Genomic DNA, 17,027 nt, shown 5'->3' on the forward strand with positions numbered 1-17,027 from the left:
GGGCCTGCGTGCGCGGCGCCCGGGTGGTGCGCGTCGGCGCCTCGGTCGCCGCGACGCTCTGGTCGCGGCGCGGCTCGAGGGCCTGCGGCCGGGAGCCGCTGCGCGCGTCCGAGATGGCCTGGACGAGGTCGCCCTTGCGCATCTTGGAGGTGCCCTTGACGCCCAGCTGGGACGCCATCGCCTGCAGCTCGGGCAGGCGGAGCGCCGAGATGCCGGCGCTGCGGGCGGACCCGCCGGAGGTGCTCACGGCGGGCTCGATGGTGTCTGTCACGAAGGACCCTTCCCCTCGTCGGTGGCCGGGACCCGATGGTTCGGGGATCGGCCGACGTCCGGTCGAGGTGACCGAGACGGTGCTGGAGCCACACACGCGCTGCGTACGACGACGTCTGCGCACGGTGGGCTGGATCGCTCCCGGGTCGTCTACTCATTCTGCGGCGCCGGTCACGTACGACACGAGCTACCAGAGGACGAGATCCGGGGAACGACTCGATGCTATCACCGCGGACCCGGTCACCCGACCAGGTGAACGACCTCCGTGTACTTCACCCTCCCTGGAGCGCTCAGGGCATCCGCTGGACCGTGGCGCCGGTGCGGTCCACCGGCAGCGGCAGGATCTGCCAGCCGCCCATGGCCCCGCCGAACGCGGCACGCACGGCGTCGTCCGCGTCGGTCCCCGCGCCGCTCTCGGTGCCACCCGTGCTGCTCGTGCGCCGGGCCAGCACCAGCACGGTCGGGCCCGCCCCGGAGACGACAGCCGCGACCCCGCGGCCCCGCAGCACGTCGACCAGCGCGAGCGAGCCCGGCATCACCGCGCGCCGGTACTCCTGGTGCAGGCGGTCCTGCGTGGCGGCGAGCAGCAGCTCCGGACGCCGTCCGAGCGCCTCGACGAGCAGCGCCGACCGGGCCGCCTGGAACGCGGCGTCGGCGTGCGGGACGGTCGCGGGCAGGACGCCGCGGGCGGCCTTGGTGGACAGGTGGTGCGGCGGCACGACCGCGAGCACGGCGACCTCGTCGTGGACCCGTAGGTCGGTGGCTCGGAACCGGTCGTCGCGCCAGGCGAGGGTGGCCCCGCCGAGCACCGCGGGCGCCGCGTTGTCGGGGTGGCCCTCGATCTGCGCGGCGAGGTCGATCACGACGTCGTCGGACAGGGCCTCGGGCTCGGCGATCAGGCCACGGGCGGCGACGATGCCGGCGACGACCGCCGCGGCCGACGAGCCGAGGCCGCGTCCGTGCGGGATGCGGTTGTGGCACACCAGGTGCAGCCCGGTCTGCGAGGCGCCGACCAGGTCGAGCGCGGCGCGCAGCGAGCTGACCACCAGGTGACCCTCGTCGTCGGGGACCTGACCGGCCCCCTCCCCCGTGACGTCGACCTGCACGCCCGGCGAGCCGAGCGCCCGCACCTCGAGCTCGTCGTACAGACCGAGCGCCAGCCCGAACGCGTCGAAGCCGGGGCCGAGGTTGGCGCTGGTGGCCGGGACGCGGACGCGGACGTGGTCCGCACCCAGGCGCATCGCGGGGCCTCAGTCCAGGCCGAGAGCGGTGGCGATGGACACGACGTCCGACGAGATCCGCACCGGCACGACCTCGCTGCCGTCCGCGGTGCGCAGCGCCCACTGCGGGTCCTTGAGACCGTGCCCGGTCACCGTGATCACGATGCGCGCGCCGGCCGGCACACGACCCTGCTCGCTGAGCATGAGCAGACCGGCCACCCCGGAGGCCGACGCGGGCTCCACGAAGATGCCGACCTCGGCGGACAGGACGCGATGCGCGGCGAGGATCTGCTCGTCGGTGACGGACTCGATGAGCCCGCCGGAGACGTCCCGGGCCTCCTCGGCCTGCACCCAGGACGCAGGGTTGCCGATGCGGATGGCCGTCGCGACGGTCTCCGGGTGGTCGACGGGGTGGCCGAGGACGATCGGGGCCGCGCCCGCCGCCTGGAACCCCCACATGATCGGGGTGTGCGTGGCGACCGGTGCGTGCGCGGCGCCGGCGTCGAGCCCCGCGTACTCGCGGAAGCCCTTCCAGTAGGCGGTGATGTTGCCTGCGTTGCCGACGGGCAGCACGTGGATGTCCGGGGCGTCGCCCAGGGCGTCGACGATCTCGAAGGCGCCCGTCTTCTGGCCCTCGATGCGGTCGGGGTTGACCGAGTTGACCAGCTCGACCGGGTACGCCTCGGCCAGCTTGCGGGCGGCGATCAGGCAGTCGTCGAAGTTGCCGTCGACCTGCAGGAGCGTGGCGCCGTGGGCGATCGCCTGGCTGAGCTTGCCCATGGCGATCTTGCCGTCCGGCACCAGCACCGCGCAGACCATGCCCGCACGTGTGGCGTAGGCCGCCGCCGACGCGGAGGTGTTGCCGGTCGACGCGCACACCACGGCCTTGGCCCCACGACCGGCCGCGGCGGACATGGCCGTCGTCATGCCGCGGTCCTTGAACGAGCCGGTCGGGTTCATGCCCTCGACCTTGAGGTAGACCTCGGCACCCGTGCGCTGCGAGAGCGTCGGCGACGGGACGAGCGGGGTGCCGCCCTCCCCGAGCGTGATGATGCGCTCCTGGACGTGGGCGGGCAGACGGTCGGCGTACTCGGCGATGACGCCGCGCCACTGGTGGGCCATCAGGCTCCCTCGACTCGCAGGACGGACACGACACGACGCACGACGTCGAGGCCGGCGATGGCCTCGACAGTGCTGCGCAGCGCGTGCTCGGGGGCGACGTGCGTGGTGATCACCAGGCGCGCGAAGTCGGCCTCGGGCGTCTCGGAGGCCGGTGACTGGCGCACGGCCTCGATCGAGACGTCGTGCGACGCCAGGACGGTGGCCACCTGCGCGAGCACGCCCGGGCGGTCGGCCACCTCGAGGCGCACCTGGTAGCGGGTGCGCGCGGCTGCGGCGGGCAGGACGGGCAGCTCGGCGTAGCGGGACTCGATGGGCCCCTTGCCGCCGAGCACGCGGTGGCGCGCCACGGAGACGACGTCGCCGAGCACGGCGGACGCGGTGGGCTCCCCGCCGGCGCCGCGGCCGTAGAACATGAGCTCTCCGGCGGCTTCCGCCTCGACGAAGACCGCGTTGTAGGCGCCGCGGACCCCGGCCAGCGGGTGCCCCTCGGGGACGAGCGCAGGGTGCACCCGGACCTGGACGCCCTCGACCCCGTCGGCCGTGCCGCGCTCGGCGATCGCCAGGAGCTTGAGCACATAGCCGGTGCGCTGCGCCCACAGGACGTCGTCGGCGGTCAGGGACGTGATGCCCTCGCGGGAGACGTCGTCGATGGAGACGCGGGTGTGGAACGCGAGCGAGGCGAGGATCGCGGCCTTCGCGGCGGCGTCGTAGCCCTCGACGTCGGCCGTGGGGTCCGCCTCGGCGTAGCCGAGCGCCTGGGCCTCCTTGACCGCCTGGTCCAGGTCGAGGCCCTCCGAGGCCATCTTGTCGAGCACGTAGTTGGTGGTGCCGTTGACGATTCCGAGCACCCGCGTCACGCGGTCACCGGCCAGCGACTCGCGCACCGGGCGGACGATCGGGATGGCACCCGCGACGGCGGCCTCGAAGTAGAGGTCCACACCGGCCTCGTCGGCCGCCGCGTAGAGCGTGGGACCGTCCTGCGCGAGCAGGGTCTTGTTGGCGGTGACCACGGACGCGCCCCCGGCGATGGCCGCCAGCAGCAGGGTCCGGGCCGGCTCGATGCCGCCCATCACCTCGACCACGACGTCGGCGCGCGCGACGAGCGACTCGGCGTCGGCGGTCAGCAGGGCGCGGTCGACCACCGGGTCGCGCTCGACCTCGACGTCCCGCACCGCGACGCCGACCAGCTGCAGCGGGGCACCCACGCGGGAGGCCAGGTCCGACGCCTGCGTCGTCAGGAGCCGCACGACCTCCGTGCCGACGACGCCGCAGCCGAGGACGGCGACGCGCAGGGGCGGACGGGCGGGCTCGGGCGAGGGCACGGGTCGGCCTCCTGGTCGGATCGGTCGAGAGCGCCCCCAGGATAGGGGTGCGCCCCGGCAGCCTGGACGCGCGGTCCGGCCGGTGGGCCGGCGTCCTGCTGCGACGGTCAGCCCGAAGCATTCGTCCTACGGGGCAGCACGAACGCTTCGGACTGTGCGGTCAGCCGAGGTCGAGCGCCAGGAGGTCGTCCTCCGTCTCCCGGCGGACGAGCACGCGGGTGGCGCCGTCGACCACCGCGACCACCGGCGGGCGCGGCACGTGGTTGTAGTTGGAGGCCATCGAGCGGCCGTACGCCCCCGTGGCCGCGACCGCGAGCAGGTCCCCCGCGCGGACGTCGGCGGGCAGCTGCACCTCGTGCACGACGATGTCGCCGCTCTCGCAGTGCTTGCCGACCACCCGCGCCAGCACGGTGCCGGTGCTCGCGTGCCGGCCGACGACCTCCGCGTGGTACCGCGCCCCGTACAGCGCGGGCCGGATGTTGTCGCTCATCCCGCCGTCGACCGAGACGTAGGTGCGCACGCGCCCGTCGTCGAGCCGGACCGGCTTGACCGTGCCCACCGTGTAGAGGGTGAGGCCGGCGGGACCGACGATCGCGCGGCCGGGCTCGATGGAGAAGCGCGGCAGCGGGGTGCCCAGGTCCGTGGCGCTCGCGTGCACCGACGCGGCGACGTCCTTGGCGATCCGGTCCGGGTCGAGGGCGACCTCGCCGGGCAGGTAGGCGATGCCGTACCCACCTCCGAGGTCGACCTCCTCGACCAGCACGCCCGTGCGCTGCTCGAGCTGCGCGCGCAGCGTGAGCACCGCGCGGGCGGCGACCTCGAACCCGGACGGGTCCAGGATCTGCGAGCCGATGTGCGAGTGGATGCCGAGCAGCCGCAGCTCCGGGCGGGCCAGCACCGCCAGGAGGGCCTGCATCGCGGGGCTGTCCCCGTCGGCCGACGCGATCGACAGGCCGAACTTCTGGTCCTCGTGGGCCGTGGAGATGTACTCGTGGCCGCCCGCGTGCACGCCGGTGGTCACCCGGACCATCACCGGGGCAGGATGCGCGACGGAGGCCGCGTCGGCGACCCGCTCGATCTCCACGAGGGAGTCGACGATGATCCGGCCGACGCCCGCATCGAGCGCGCGGGCGATCTCCGCGTCCGACTTGTTGTTGCCGTGCAGGCCGATGTCGGCGCCGGGGATCCCCGCGCGCAGCGCGACGGCGAGCTCACCCCCGGTCGAGGTGTCGACGCGCAGACCCTCCTCGTGCACCCACCGCGCGACGGCGACGGACAGGAACGCCTTGCCCGCGTAGTACACGTCGATGCCGGCGCCGATCTCCGCGAACGCGGTCTCGAACGCCCGGCGGTAGCCACGGGCACGGGCACGCACATCCGCCTCGTCGAGCACGTAGGCCGGGGTGCCGTGCTGCGCGGCGAGCGTGCGGACGCTCACGCCGGCCACCGTCACCGCGCCGTCGGCCGCACGCGCGACCCCGGTGGACCAGGGCTCACCGGGGATGAAGGTGGTCACATCCGCTCCGGCGCGGAGACGCCCAGCATCCCCAGCCCGTTGGCCAGCACCTGACGGGTGGCGTCGTTGAGCCACAGGCGGGTGCGGTGCACGTCGGCGACCTCCTCGTCCCCGAACGGGGCCACCCGGCGCTGGTCGTACCACTTGTGGTAGCTGCCGGCCAGCTCCTCCAGGTAGCGCGCGACGCGGTGCGGCTCGCGCAGCTCCGCGGCCTGGGCCACGACGCGCGGCAGCTCGGCGATGCGGCCCAGCAGCACCGACTCGGTCTCGTGGTCGAGCAGGGACGCGTCGAACCCGTCCTCGCGACGGACTCCGGCCTCCGCCGCGTTCCGGGCCACGTTGACCGTCCGGGCGTGCGCGTACTGGACGTAGAACACCGGGTTCTCGTTCTTGGCGCTCGAGAGCAGGTCCAGGTCCAGGTCGATCATCGAGTCCGCCGACGAGCGCGCCAGGGCGTACCGCGCGGCGTCCACGCCGACGGCCTCGACGAGGTCGTCGATGGTGACCACCGTGCCGGCGCGCTTGCTCATCCGGACCGGGGCACCGTCCTTGACCAGGTTGACCAGCTGGCCGATGAGGATCTCCAGGTTGACCCCCGGGGTGTCACCGAAGGCCGCGCAGATCGCCATCATGCGGCCGATGTACCCGTGGTGGTCGGCGCCGAGCATGATGACGACGCGGTCGAACCCGCGCTCCCGCTTGTCCAGGTAGTACGCGATGTCGCCCGCGATGTACGCGGCCTCTCCGTTGGACCGGATGATCACGCGGTCGCGGTCGTCGCCGAACGTGGTGGTGCGCAGCCAGGTGGCACCGTCGGCCTCGAAGACGTGGCCGAGCTCGCGCAGCCGGGCGATCGCGTGGTCGACCGCTCCCGACTCGTGCAGGGAGTCCTCGTGGAAGTAGACGTCGAACTCCACGCCGAAGTCCTCGAGCGACTTGCGGATCTCCGCGAACATCAGCTCGACGCCGCGCGCCCGGAAGGCCTCGTTGGCGTCGTCGGCGGGCAGGGTGCGCGGGTCGGGCTCGCCCGCGGCGAGGGCGTCGGCCACCACCTGCTCCGCGATCTCGGAGATGTAGTCGCCGCCGTAGCCGTCCTCGGGCGCCGGCTGCCCCAGGGCGCGCGCCAGCACCGAGCGCGAGAAGCGGTCGATCTGCGCACCGTGGTCGTTGAAGTAGTACTCGCGCGTCACCTGAGCGCCCGACGCCTGCAGCACCCGGGCCAGGCTGTCGCCGACGGCCGCCCAGCGCACGCCGCCGATGTGCAGCGGACCCGTCGGGTTGGCGGAGACGAACTCGAGGTTGACCGAGACGCCCGCGAGCGCGTCGTTCTGGCCGTACTCGGCGCCCTGCTCCACCACGGAGCGGGCCAGCTCACCGGCGGCCGCCGCGTCGAGGCGGATGTTGAGGAAGCCCGGACCGGCGACCTCGACCGTCGCGACACCCTCGGTCTGCGCGAGACGGCGAGCCAGCTCCTCGGCGAACGCGCGCGGGTTGGTGCCGGCCTTCTTGGCCAGCTGCATCGCCACGTTGGTGGCCCAGTCCCCGTGGTCGCGCTGCCGGGGTCGCTCGAGGTGCACGGTCGCGGGGATCGCGGCGGGGTCGAGGGCGAACGTGCCGTCGTCGACGGCGTGCACGAGGGCGGCCCGAAGGGCTTCGGAGAGCTGAGCGGGGGTCACCGGAGAAGGGTACCGAGCCGCGGGGAGCGCCCCGGCAGTGCGCCCGCGGGGGCACCAGAGATCATCCGCCCAGCCTCTGGCGTGCGTCCGGGTGCCGGTGTTGACTGCACCGCATGCCTCGGAGCGGAGCGTAACCGGATGGTGCGACGCACCGGACTGATCGACACGGCCGTGGGCGAGCTGCGCGGACGCATCGAGTCGCAGCAGTGGCCGGTGGGCACCCGGATCCCGCCGGAGCCCGCCCTGGTGGACCTGCTGGGCGTCGGGCGCAACACCGTGCGCGAAGCCGTGCAGTCGCTGGTCCACGCCGGCCTGCTCGAGCGTCGCCAGGGGTCGGGCACCTACGTCCTGTCCCGCTCGGAGCTAGCGGTCACCATGGGCCGGCAGATCGCCGACGCCCGCCAGCGCGACGTCGTCGAGGTCCGTCGCGCGCTCGAGGTCGAGGCCGCCCGGCTGGCCGCCCGCCGGCGCACCGCGAGCGACGCCGCGGCGCTGCTCCAGCGTCGCGACGAGCGCGCAGCCGCCTACCACGCGGCCGACCTGGAGGCGATGGTCGCCACCGACCTCGACCTGCACCGAGCGATCGTGCGTGCCGCCGCCAACCCGGTGCTGGTCACCCTCTACGAGAACCTGCTCGACGCGATCGGGGAGAACATCCGGTTCAACTTCGTCACCGACGCGCACGGGCACGACGCCCACGACGCCCTGGTCGAGGCGGTCGTGGCGGGCGACCACACCAAGGCCGCCGACGAGACCGCCCGCTACCTGTCCGCGCTGCTGGGCGAGTGAGCTGCGGCTGGTAGTGTCGTGCACCGCATCGACCCCCGGGTCGGTGCCCGGCCCGCGTAGCTCAGTGGATAGAGCGTCTGCCTCCGGAGCAGAAGGTCGAAGGTTCGAGTCCTTTCGCGGGCACACATAACTGCAGGTCAGAGCGCTAGACGGGGCCTCGTGCCAGATACGTGCCAGAAGAACTGGCACGGTCGGCCGCTACCGGGTCCAGGCCCGAGGGCCGGCAACTAGCCGCAGGATCGCCTCGAGGTCGCCGCGGCGGACCCTGACGAGCCGGCGGCCGACCCTGACCGCCTGCAGTTCGCCGTCAGCGATGAGCTTGCGCACGAATCGGTCGGTGACCTGCAGTTCTGCAGCGATCTCGGCGACGGAGACGAACTCCGGTCGCGGATCTTCTCTTGTTGGTGCGGTCATGGTTCCTCCTCCATCGAGCGCCGGTCGGCGCGGTCGGTCGGGCATCTTGAGCGTCACCACCGCTCCAGCACCGGCCCTTGTGTGATCGGGCTTAGCGGGGGCGTCCAGGGGCGCGGCGCCATCTGTGGGCGCAGCGGCGGGATGGCGGGTTGTCGGCGAGTCGCCGGAACCGGTGGCTGCGGTGCATCCGGGTGGTGTGTTGCCCAGGTTTCGGTGGCCGAGGTCTCGGCGTGGGCAGTGGCCAGGACCCGGTCGAGGACTTCCCGGGCAGTCACGGTGTCGCCCGAGGGCAGACAGTCGGGGTCCGGGCGGTCGGTAGCGACATAGAGGCGGTTGAGGTGCCGGCCGCGGCTGACGGCGACGTAGAGGTCTTCGCGGCCCATGTCGGCGGTGACGACCGTGTGGGTCTCGTCGACGGTCATGCCCTGGCTGCGTGCGGTCGTGGTTGCGTAGCCGAGCTCGACAGCCTCGGCCACGTACTGGCCGGGAAGTCGGAGCGCTGCGCCGTCGGGTTGGTTGATGGGCTGGACCCGGAGGCCACCGTCGGGCAGGACGTTCGTGATCGTCCAAAGGTCGCCGTTGCGCACGAACCCGTCGCTGGTCCGCAGCCGACGGTTGTTGCGGCGGGTCATGATGCGATCCCCAATACCGCCGGTCAGTCCGTCGCTCAACGTCACGCCGGCGGGTCGCACCTGGCCGGTGCGGACCCGCTCGGCACGGGTGCGCGCGTTGAGCTCGTTGACGGTGCGCCGATCCGCGGCTGCCAGCAGGACGACCCGGCCCTCCGCATCGGCTTCGGTGGCCACGCTCAGGGCGGCGTCGAGCATGTCGTCGTGCGTGCCGTGGCTGACCCGGCCGTGCAGGACGTAGGCGTCCAGGGCGGCCGGCTGGCCGTGACGGAGGTCGAGGGTGGCGCGGGCCTCCCACGGATGGCTGAACCGCCACAGGGTGCGCAGCTCGGCTGCTTCGCGTCGGCCGCGGCGGCCTGCTCGACGAGGGCGGCCAGTGTGCGGGTGTCGGCCATGGACGCTTCGTCGACGATGACCAGATCGCCGCGGGCGAACCGCCACTGATCCTGAGCCATGGCCAGAGCCCCTCGCTGCTGGTTGGCGGCGTTGCGGACCCAGTAGCTTGCCGCCGGGTCGGTCAGGACGTCCGTCTCGTCCCGGTAGCGCAGCGCGCGCTGCGCGGCGCCGTCGCCGACCGACTCGTAGATCCACTTCGCGGCCGTCTCGCACCGCGCACCGAGCGCACCGGACAGGGTTGCGGCCGCGCTCGCTGAGGGAGCGAGCCCGACGACATTGCCGCGGACATGCCGCCACGCGCCGGCGAGCGCGGACAGGGTCGTGGTCTTGCCGGACCCTGCCGGTCCCACCAGGACGTCCAGGACGCGGGTCGAGAGAAGCACAGCCTTGGCGGCGGCGTGCTGATCGTCGGCGAGGGTGGCCATGTGTCGGTCCGCGATGCGCTCGGCGAGGGGATGAATCCCGAGAGCGACGTCCGTCTCGGCGGCGTCCAGCAGAGTGCGCTCGGCCTCGAGCAGCTCGAGCGACGTGAACGTCTCTTCCCAGACCCGATGCCGTCCCGACTCGGGGCTGTCGATGCGTAAGCACGCGCTCCCGGCGAGGGTCACGAGATCGCGCGTCAACGCGAGTCGGTCCTCCGGCGAGGCCATCCGCAACGTCATCGAGGAACGCAGGGCGGCGGCGCCGAGGTTCCACGTCGACCACACCGAGCGGCGGGTCGAGACGTCGTTGATCACCTGGGCGACGATCGCCGCCCGCACCTCCGGCCCGACATCGGTCGCTCGCAGTGGCCTGCCGTAGCTGCCGGTGAGGGCCCGGGCGGCCAGGTCGACCGGGCCGACACCCGTCAAGGCCCGTGCCCGGTTGGCCCAGTCAGCCAGCAGATCTCGCAGCGCGCGAACGACCTTCGACGGTCGGGTCTGGCGGGTTAGGTGTTGACGAGCCCGGGTCGTCTCGACACGCGAGGGTGCTCGTCCACGCCGCTCCGTGAAGTCCTCGGTCCAACGTTGCTCCGCGCAGCCGATCTGCTCGGCGCGGGTCGAGAACTCAGTTAGCAGCTCCTCCGCCACCCCGTCGAGCTCGAAGGCCGGGTTGCGGCGCTCCCCTCGGTCCCGTGACGACCAGGTCGCGCCGAGTCGTCGGCTGACCTCGTCTGCGAGCAGCACGTCGTACAGCTGCGAGACGGTCACTGTGGCGGCATGCATGGTCCGGCCGTCCACGGACCGCCAGGGTCCGTCGGGGCCCTGGACCTTGTTCGCGATCACTACGTGCGTATGCAGGTTCGGATCACCAGCCCGTGAGTCCCAGTGATCGAACGCGGCCGCTACCATCCCGCGCGTCTTGACCTGTCGGCACCCGGCCGCACCGACCCGGGTCCGGAGCACCGAGTGCTCCACAAACTGCAGCGCCGATGACAGTGCAGCTCGGTGCGCCTCGTACAGCTCGCCCCGCGTCGCCTCGTCTCCCAAACCCCACACGACGGAGACCGACTTGGGCGCTGTGAAAGTCAGGTCGTAGCCAGCCACCGCGTGCCGGCCCTCGCCAGGGCTGATCCGCCGGTACGCCTTGCCCAGAGGAAGTCGACTGATCGGATCGCAGCCATCACGGAACACCTGGGCCATCGCAGCCTCGGTCACGCGGCCTCCGACCGGCTGGCCATTGGCGCCGAGCGCGCCAAGGCCACGTCCCAGCCAGCGGCCGGCGGGGTTGCCGGTCTGCTCGTAGTACGCGGTGAGTGAGTCAGTGCCGGACAGTCCGGCGTCGCCGGCGGCAACGTGTCTGGTCAGGTACGTGTAGCCGTCGCCCACTGTGAGCTTGTGCATCGACATCACCGCGACACCACCCCCAAGGAGCGGCCCGAGCGGCGTGTGCTCCCACAAGTAGGTGCGCCAGAATCTGCGCAACACGCGACCCTGCGCTCCTACGAACTCAGAAGACTCAGGGCTCTCGACGGTTCACGAGCCGACTTCTAGACCAGGTCGCAACGGCGCTGAGGTGTGCTGCGCGCCCATTCCTTCGACTTCCGCACAACCGGCTGCGGGCTCGGGAGAGGCAAACCAGGCCTCCCTGCCGATCTGCCTCGATGCCGTCGCCAACTCGGCCCATTAAGTGCGGCCCTCGGGTCAGTGGTACGGCTGGTACCGAATCGTGGATTCGGATTTCTGGGCGCCAGGTAGCCGCATCGTCGAACCTGAGCGGGCGGTGGCGCGAGTTGAACTCTCGGTGGCGCCGTCATCGAGCATGACCTCAACGAAGGAGCGCCCTGGGGACGTCGTCTCGGTGACCCTGCCGGCAACGACCGCGGCGATGATCTTCTCAATCAGAGTGAGAGCATCCTGGGTCTCGGCAAGTTCCCAACGCCCGGCGCTGCCAACTTCGAGGATCACTTCGTCCAGCATCTCGATCCAGCTCACGTGGAGGCTGTCCTGGTTGTTGGGCGCGACGTCGACCGCCGAGATGCGGCCGCCTTCGAGGACCTGTCGCTGGACGGTGGCGTGCCCTTGCAGGTCCTCGCGGAGCCGACCCTCCAAGATCGCGAGCTCGGATGTGAACCACTCGGCGAGCGGCGTGTCGCGATGGCCTGGCATCGGAACATCGTTTCAGACCTGAGGCGTCGACACCGACCCCACGGTGGACCTGCTCAAGTGTCTCCATCCACGGCGCGAACGACCGCCATCGACAGGACTTCGTCCAGTAGTACGGACCACGAGGCTCGACTCCTCTTGCACTGCGTGCCAGTCACGGCTTTGTCAGCCTCGCCCAGCCGCGATCTCCGCGTGCAAAGGGCGACCGTCACACGGCACGCCGCCGAACCAACATCCCGCGTGATCACGGCCGGGCTGCAACTCGATCGTGCACGAGTCGGATCACGCGTAGTCGGCTCTTCGTGGAAAGACATCCAGCGATCGCGTCCGTGATCCGTCGCGCGCGCCCGGATCCCCCGTCATCTACTTGTCTTTCAAGCCCAACTCGCGGACGAGCCCGAGGTGCACCTGAAGCGACTCGGTCTCTGTCGCGCGCAGGTGCCGGTCTTGGTACCTGAACGTCGTCCCGGATCCGCCTTTGGCACCGCCCGCGCTATGGACGCCCACCGCGGACGCTTCGAACAGTTGGTCCAGAGCTTTCGCCGCGTCGCTGTCGGAAAGGCCGTTCGCCTCAGCCGCTTGCGACCAGTCGGATGTGGTGAACGTTCGGCTCGGCAGCGCCTTGAGGGTGTTGATAACTAGTGTGAAGTCGCGGACGTGGCGCTCGATCTCATCTCGCAGCTCCTCCAGGAGGTGCTTGCTGTAGCGGCGCTCTGCTTCGTAGATATCTTCCTTCTCGATCTGGTTGTGCCCCGCCGCGATCGCAGCCTTGTGCGAGAATCCGGCAAAGGCGACGATGTCTCGCGGTCGTCCCTGCGCTCGCTTCGTCATGTAAGTCTTCGCACTAGCCCTTTGCCGCATTTCGTCTCCAGTGAACGCGTAGTCCCAACCCGTTCCCCGGGGCAGACCAGCACTCGTGCTGACCCGCAGATCGATCACGTCAAGAAGTTCGCTGGCTTCCCAGTTCAGATAGACGATATCTTGACTCATTTTATTCTTGTCGTTGAATGACAAGCGTTCCCAAAGGTCCGTGCGTAGAAACGTGATCACTGGCGCAGGACGGGAACTCTCAAGCACGTTAGCGATATCTCGCGTTGCCCGAACGGCCCCGGTGATCAGGCTCAGGCTGGCATCGCTGCCATCCCAGGCGTCGTCCAACCTGTCGATAAGGACAATCACTGGCACTTCGTTAGCCGCCTCGCGGACCAGCTTTTCTAGGGCATCGATAGCTTGAGCGGTCTTCGCGCTCAGCTGTGATGCCTCCCCCTCTGCGATTTCAAGTCCCCCGAGACTGGCGATCCCCTCGACCGACGGAAGATCGACCCGCCGAACTCGCTTCAGCCACCCGATCATTGCGCGGAACTTCCCGCTCGCATCGCCAATTCCGATTTCTCGGAGAATGTCGTCACCGGAACGCCGAACCTTTGGCGATACCTTTTCGCGGATTTGGGCAAACATGGCTGAGTAGATCAGCAATTTCCAGGAGGCGCTGTAGGCCCGTTCAGGAGAAAGCCCAATTTCGGTAAAGCCCTTATGCAACTCGAAGACGTAGTCAAGAAGGTCTAGTTCGACCACCTCGACATCGAGTGTTGCGGCTAGGCGCCTGAATAGAGCGGTCTTGCCGGAGCCCTTGCGCCCGACGACCAACTTGGCCCCCGTCGTGACTTCACGGACGGTCCCGGTGACAAGGAAGTACTTGAGCAGGTCCGGATCGCTCTCCGCGTCGAAACGTCCGAAGTCGACCTTCGCCAGTTCAAACGGTTCCGCTGCAGGACGAGACATGGCGCATGTCTATCACTTGTCGAGCGTCCCAGGTCTTGGCGCCGTCACGGGCCCACGCCGGGCCCTGGCACGGTGGCTAGCGGGCGTTCCACAACCGTCGGGCAGTTGCCCGGCCGGCCTCGGGCTCGGCCAGTTGCAGGCGGTCCCTTCGTGACGTACCTGCTCACCCGCCCTGCTGTGTCAGATTGCGCGCGCCAGGCGCGAGAGTGCGTCGGCGATTACGCGATCGCGATCGGCGGCGGCATGTTGGTAGCGCATCGCCATGGCCGGCGTCGTGTGGCCGAGCCTCGCCATGAGCTCGGCGACGGTGGCGCCCGAGGCCGCTGCGAGCACCGCGCCGGTGTGCCGGAGCGCATGGAAGGACAGGTCCGGACGCCCGGCGTCCTGCTTGGCCTTCGCAAACGGTCCACGAAAGCGGTGCGGCGAAAGTTGGAGGCTGGAGCTCCGCATATCCGGGAAGAGCAACGCATCCGGCCGCTCTCGTACGTGTTCCCGCATGTGGTCCGCGAGCAACGGCAGTAGATGGGGAGGGATGGCCACGTCGCGTGCACCGGCATCGGTCTTCGGGGTGTCCACCACGGGCACGCCCGTCAGCCAGGTCACTCCCCTGCGGACACGGACCACTCCGGCATCGAGATCGAGATCTCCGCGCCGAAGCTCCGTGACCTCCCCGAAGCGGAGCGCGCACCGGGCCCCGAGAAGGATCATCGGCTGGTACTGGGCGTTGACCGCCTTGGTCAGCGCCTCGAGCTCCGCCAGCGAGGCAGGTCGGATGTTCTTCGCACGCCGGCCGACTGAGCCGGCACCCTCGACGCGGCACGGGTTCGACTCGATCAGCGTCTGACGCCAGGCGGTATTCAGCATGGTGCGGAACAGCGCGTAGACGTGAGCGCGTTCGGTGCGCCGATCGGGCAGAAGCGTCCCGTACCACTCGCTCACGGTCGCCGGCTTGATGTCGACCAACCGGACGTCACCCCACGTCGGCTCAAGCGCCTTGACGAACTGCCGGGTGTACAGCGTTCGGGTCGACTCCTTGAGGTCGCGTTGCTCGAGCCAACGCCTGCCGAACTCGCCAAACGTCGTCACGACGGCGGTCGGGTTGACCTTTCCCTCGCCGATGAGGACGCGCTGCTTGGCGAGCCACGCGGTCGCTTGAGCCTTCGTCCCGAAGGTGTCCGGCGCGGTGATCGACTGCCCGGCTCCGGGCACCTGATAGCGGGCCTGGTAGCGGCCGCTAGGCAGCTTCCGGACCGACCCGAAGTCACGTCGAGACACCTTTTGACCCTCCCCGGCGTGCCAGATACGTGCCAGAAGTCGGCGAAATCTGGTTCAACGGGGTTCACGTTATCACCCGCGAAAGGTACACAAAGGTACAGGTCAGAAGCCCATTCTGTCCGCTCGGTTCACCTCAGTTCATAGGCCACTTCGAAGGTTCGAGTCCTTTCGCGGGCACCATCCTCAGGAGCCGTACCGCTGACCTCAGCGGTGCGGCTCTCGTCGTCTCGGATCCCCGCTGACCGCGCCAGCACCTGCCCGGTCAGCGCGTGCGGGTGCTCGACGGTGCAGCCGCGGCGGCGAACAGGGCGAGGCTGCGGCCCCACGACCGGGCGTGCTCCAGCTCGTCGGGCAGCAGACCGCTGCTGCGGCCGGTGACGGTGAACGACTCGGGCGGCATGACCAGCTCGGCGCCGGCGCGGGTCAGCCGCTTGCCGATGGTGTGCGCGGCCGACCCGGCGAGCCGGCCCGCGAGCGCGGTGTCGAACACGGCGGTCGCCTGCCCGGACACCCGGCCGCTCAGCTGCTCCAGCCACTCCCGCACACCGTCGGTCGGGGACACGGTCGCGATGACGTCCGCGCGCGCCGACTCGCGGCTGCGGGGCGTCGACAGGCCGCGCTGGTGCGTCGGGGCGCCCACGACGAGCAGGTGCGGCGGGGACTGCAGCGACGGGAGCCCGGCGATGCCCACCTCGCAGACGGTGACGGGGATGCTCAGGTCCGCCAGCCCGGCCGCGACGGCTTCGGCGATCGCGGCGGTGCTTCCGTACATGGACTCGAAGACGAGGAGGGCGGTCATGGGTCCACGGTCGCGCGGTGCGCGTGCGTCATCGCAGGTCCTAGGTCCTCACCCGGTCGCCCTGGGCCGATGGGGCGCTCATCCGAAGTGGCCACCGACGTACGCGGCCGTGCGCTCGTCCAGGGGGGACTGGAACATCGCCTGCGTGTCGCCGTGCTCGATGATGACCCCCGGCGTCCCCTGCGACGCGAGGAAGAACGCGCACTGCTGCGAGACGCGCGCCGCCTGCTGCATGTTGTGCGTGACGATGACGATCGTCACCTCCTGGGCGAGCTCGGTCATCGTCTCCTCGATCACCCGCGTCGAGGTGGGGTCCAGCGCCGAGCACGGCTCGTCCATCAGCAGGACGCGGGGGCGGACGGCGAGCGACCGGGCGATGCACAGGCGCTGCTGCTGCCCGCCCGAGAGGCCACCACCCGGGGCGCCGAGCCGGTCACGAACCTCGCGCCACAGTCCCGCCTTGGTCAGCGACTCCTCGACGAGCAGGTCCTTGTCCGCGTTCGACGCGCGCACCCCCGTGAGCTTGAGGCCGGCCAGGACGTTCTCCTTGATGCTCATCGCGGGGAACGGGTTCGGCTTCTGGAACACCATGCCGATGTCCCGACGCGCCTGGGTCAGCCGCCGCGACGGGTCGTAGATGTCCTGGCCGTCCAGCAGCACCTCCCCCGCCAGCGCGGCCGAGGGGACCAGCTCGTGCATGCGGTTGAGGATGCGCAGGAACGTGGACTTGCCGCAGCCGGAGGGACCGATCAGCGCGGTGACGATGCCCGCCGGCATGGTCAGGGAGACCCGGTCGAGCACCTGGTGGTTGCCGAACCACGCCGAGATCGACTGCGCCCGCAGCTCCGCCAGGTGGCTGGGGGCGTGCGACGGCGGCAGCTGCTGCGGCGCCGGGGGGGTGAGCAGACCGACGGCCGACGCACGTCCGACGCCTGCGGGCACGGGCGAGAGCACGACCGTCGAGTCGGACTGGTGGTGGCTCATGAGACTCCTCCTGCGCGGGTGGCGCGTGCGATGGTGCGAGCGGCGAGCGCGAGCGCCACGAGCGCCCCGACCCCGCCGAGGCCGAGCAGGGTCCACTGCACCGGGGTCCACGTGCGCCGCCCCACGGACCACAGCAGGTCGGGCGCCTCCGCGGTGCTCGCGACGAGCTCCACGTCCGTGTCCGCGGGGCCGGCCGGTGCCGGCGGCGCCTCGGACGGGGCGGGCCGGACGCCGGAGCGGCGCGGGAC

General features: G+C 70.8%; 15 protein-coding genes, 1 tRNA gene and 1 pseudogene. 2 read left to right on the forward strand and 15 right to left on the reverse strand.

All coding sequences use genetic code 11. The features are described 5' to 3' along the window. The 6 genes from RYN42_RS14865 to argS form a co-directional block, all read right to left on the reverse strand. On the reverse strand, positions 1–271 hold a 271-nt coding region (locus tag RYN42_RS14865), incomplete at its 3' end, for a Rho termination factor N-terminal domain-containing protein (protein ID WP_315097393.1). A 289-nt stretch (positions 272–560) separates the two neighbouring features. Then, on the reverse strand, positions 561–1,511 hold the full coding sequence (gene thrB, locus RYN42_RS14870) for a homoserine kinase (RefSeq protein ID WP_315097395.1): 951 nt from the start codon (positions 1,509–1,511) through the stop codon (positions 561–563). Positions 1,512–1,520: 9 nt separating this feature from the next. Beyond that, positions 1,521–2,612: a threonine synthase gene (gene thrC / locus RYN42_RS14875; protein WP_315097397.1), complete on the reverse strand. Its 1,092-nt coding sequence runs from the start codon at positions 2,610–2,612 to the stop codon at positions 1,521–1,523. Further along, positions 2,612–3,934 (reverse strand): homoserine dehydrogenase, encoded by a 1,323-nt coding sequence (locus tag RYN42_RS14880; RefSeq protein WP_315097399.1) that lies wholly within the window; start codon positions 3,932–3,934, stop codon positions 2,612–2,614. The genes thrC and RYN42_RS14880 overlap by 1 nt, the downstream gene beginning before the upstream one ends. A gap of 160 nt (positions 3,935–4,094) precedes the next feature. Next, complete coding sequence (gene lysA / locus RYN42_RS14885; RefSeq protein ID WP_315097400.1) at positions 4,095–5,450, reverse strand: diaminopimelate decarboxylase; 1,356 nt, start codon at positions 5,448–5,450, stop codon at positions 4,095–4,097. Beyond that, on the reverse strand, positions 5,447–7,126 hold the full coding sequence (argS, locus tag RYN42_RS14890) for an arginine--tRNA ligase (RefSeq protein WP_315097402.1): 1,680 nt from the start codon (positions 7,124–7,126) through the stop codon (positions 5,447–5,449). Before argS ends, lysA begins: the two co-directional genes overlap by 4 nt. 138 nt (positions 7,127–7,264) lie before the next feature. Here argS and RYN42_RS14895 point away from each other — a divergent pair, with 138 nt between their 5' ends. Continuing rightward, positions 7,265–7,915 (forward strand): FCD domain-containing protein, encoded by a 651-nt coding sequence (locus tag RYN42_RS14895; protein ID WP_315097404.1) that lies wholly within the window; start codon positions 7,265–7,267, stop codon positions 7,913–7,915. 50 nt (positions 7,916–7,965) lie between these two features. Continuing rightward, positions 7,966–8,038, forward strand: a tRNA-Arg gene (locus RYN42_RS14900). Positions 8,039–8,113: 75 nt separating this feature from the next. Here RYN42_RS14900 and RYN42_RS14905 read toward each other — a convergent pair. From RYN42_RS14905 to RYN42_RS14945, 9 genes and pseudogenes are all read right to left on the reverse strand, one after another. Further along, positions 8,114–8,386 (reverse strand): excisionase family DNA-binding protein, encoded by a 273-nt coding sequence (locus RYN42_RS14905; RefSeq protein ID WP_315097406.1) that lies wholly within the window; start codon positions 8,384–8,386, stop codon positions 8,114–8,116. After that, on the reverse strand, positions 8,383–9,156 hold the full coding sequence (locus RYN42_RS14910) for a hypothetical protein (RefSeq protein ID WP_315097408.1): 774 nt from the start codon (positions 9,154–9,156) through the stop codon (positions 8,383–8,385). Before RYN42_RS14910 ends, RYN42_RS14905 begins: the two co-directional genes overlap by 4 nt. Next, a complete protein-coding gene (gene mobF, locus RYN42_RS14915; protein ID WP_315097409.1) occupies positions 9,138–11,177 on the reverse strand; it encodes a MobF family relaxase in 2,040 nt (679 codons plus the stop codon). Before mobF ends, RYN42_RS14910 begins: the two co-directional genes overlap by 19 nt. Positions 11,178–11,477: 300 nt before the next feature. Beyond that, positions 11,478–11,942 (reverse strand): hypothetical protein, encoded by a 465-nt coding sequence (locus RYN42_RS14920; protein WP_315097412.1) that lies wholly within the window; start codon positions 11,940–11,942, stop codon positions 11,478–11,480. A 360-nt stretch (positions 11,943–12,302) separates the two neighbouring features. Beyond that, on the reverse strand, positions 12,303–13,721 hold the full coding sequence (locus RYN42_RS14925; protein ID WP_315097414.1) for a P-loop ATPase, Sll1717 family: 1,419 nt from the start codon (positions 13,719–13,721) through the stop codon (positions 12,303–12,305). Between the two features lie 180 nt (positions 13,722–13,901). Next, on the reverse strand, positions 13,902–14,996 hold the full coding sequence (locus tag RYN42_RS14930; protein ID WP_315097416.1) for a tyrosine-type recombinase/integrase: 1,095 nt from the start codon (positions 14,994–14,996) through the stop codon (positions 13,902–13,904). A 262-nt stretch (positions 14,997–15,258) separates the two neighbouring features. Continuing rightward, positions 15,259–15,795 (reverse strand): hypothetical protein, encoded by a 537-nt coding sequence (locus tag RYN42_RS14935; protein ID WP_315097418.1) that lies wholly within the window; start codon positions 15,793–15,795, stop codon positions 15,259–15,261. A gap of 78 nt (positions 15,796–15,873) precedes the next feature. Further along, a complete protein-coding gene (locus RYN42_RS14940; protein WP_315097420.1) occupies positions 15,874–16,779 on the reverse strand; it encodes a phosphate ABC transporter ATP-binding protein in 906 nt (301 codons plus the stop codon). Next, positions 16,776–17,027 (reverse strand): annotated as a pseudogene (locus RYN42_RS14945) (hypothetical protein); the annotation flags it as partial. The pseudogene RYN42_RS14945 and the gene RYN42_RS14940, both read right to left, overlap by 4 nt.

Source organism: uncultured Cellulomonas sp. (assembly GCF_963527515.1).
GTDB lineage: Bacteria > Actinomycetota > Actinomycetes > Actinomycetales > Cellulomonadaceae > Cellulomonas.

Excerpts from the sequence above, each read along its gene's own strand:
- RYN42_RS14935 (WP_315097418.1), bottom strand. The coding sequence starts at position 15,795 with ATGACCGCCCTCCTCGTCTTCGAGTCCATGTACGGAAGCACCGCCGCG.
- mobF (WP_315097409.1), bottom strand. The coding sequence starts at position 11,177 with ATGCACAAGCTCACAGTGGGCGACGGCTACACGTACCTGACCAGACAC.
- RYN42_RS14910 (WP_315097408.1), bottom strand. The coding sequence starts at position 9,156 with ATGCTCGACGCCGCCCTGAGCGTGGCCACCGAAGCCGATGCGGAGGGC.
- RYN42_RS14940 (WP_315097420.1), bottom strand. The coding sequence starts at position 16,779 with ATGAGCCACCACCAGTCCGACTCGACGGTCGTGCTCTCGCCCGTGCCC.
- thrC (WP_315097397.1), bottom strand. The coding sequence starts at position 2,612 with ATGGCCCACCAGTGGCGCGGCGTCATCGCCGAGTACGCCGACCGTCTG.
- RYN42_RS14920 (WP_315097412.1), bottom strand. The coding sequence starts at position 11,942 with ATGCCAGGCCATCGCGACACGCCGCTCGCCGAGTGGTTCACATCCGAG.
- RYN42_RS14925 (WP_315097414.1), bottom strand. The coding sequence starts at position 13,721 with ATGTCTCGTCCTGCAGCGGAACCGTTTGAACTGGCGAAGGTCGACTTC.
- RYN42_RS14895 (WP_315097404.1), top strand. The coding sequence starts at position 7,265 with ATGGTGCGACGCACCGGACTGATCGACACGGCCGTGGGCGAGCTGCGC.
- thrB (WP_315097395.1), bottom strand. The coding sequence starts at position 1,511 with ATGCGCCTGGGTGCGGACCACGTCCGCGTCCGCGTCCCGGCCACCAGC.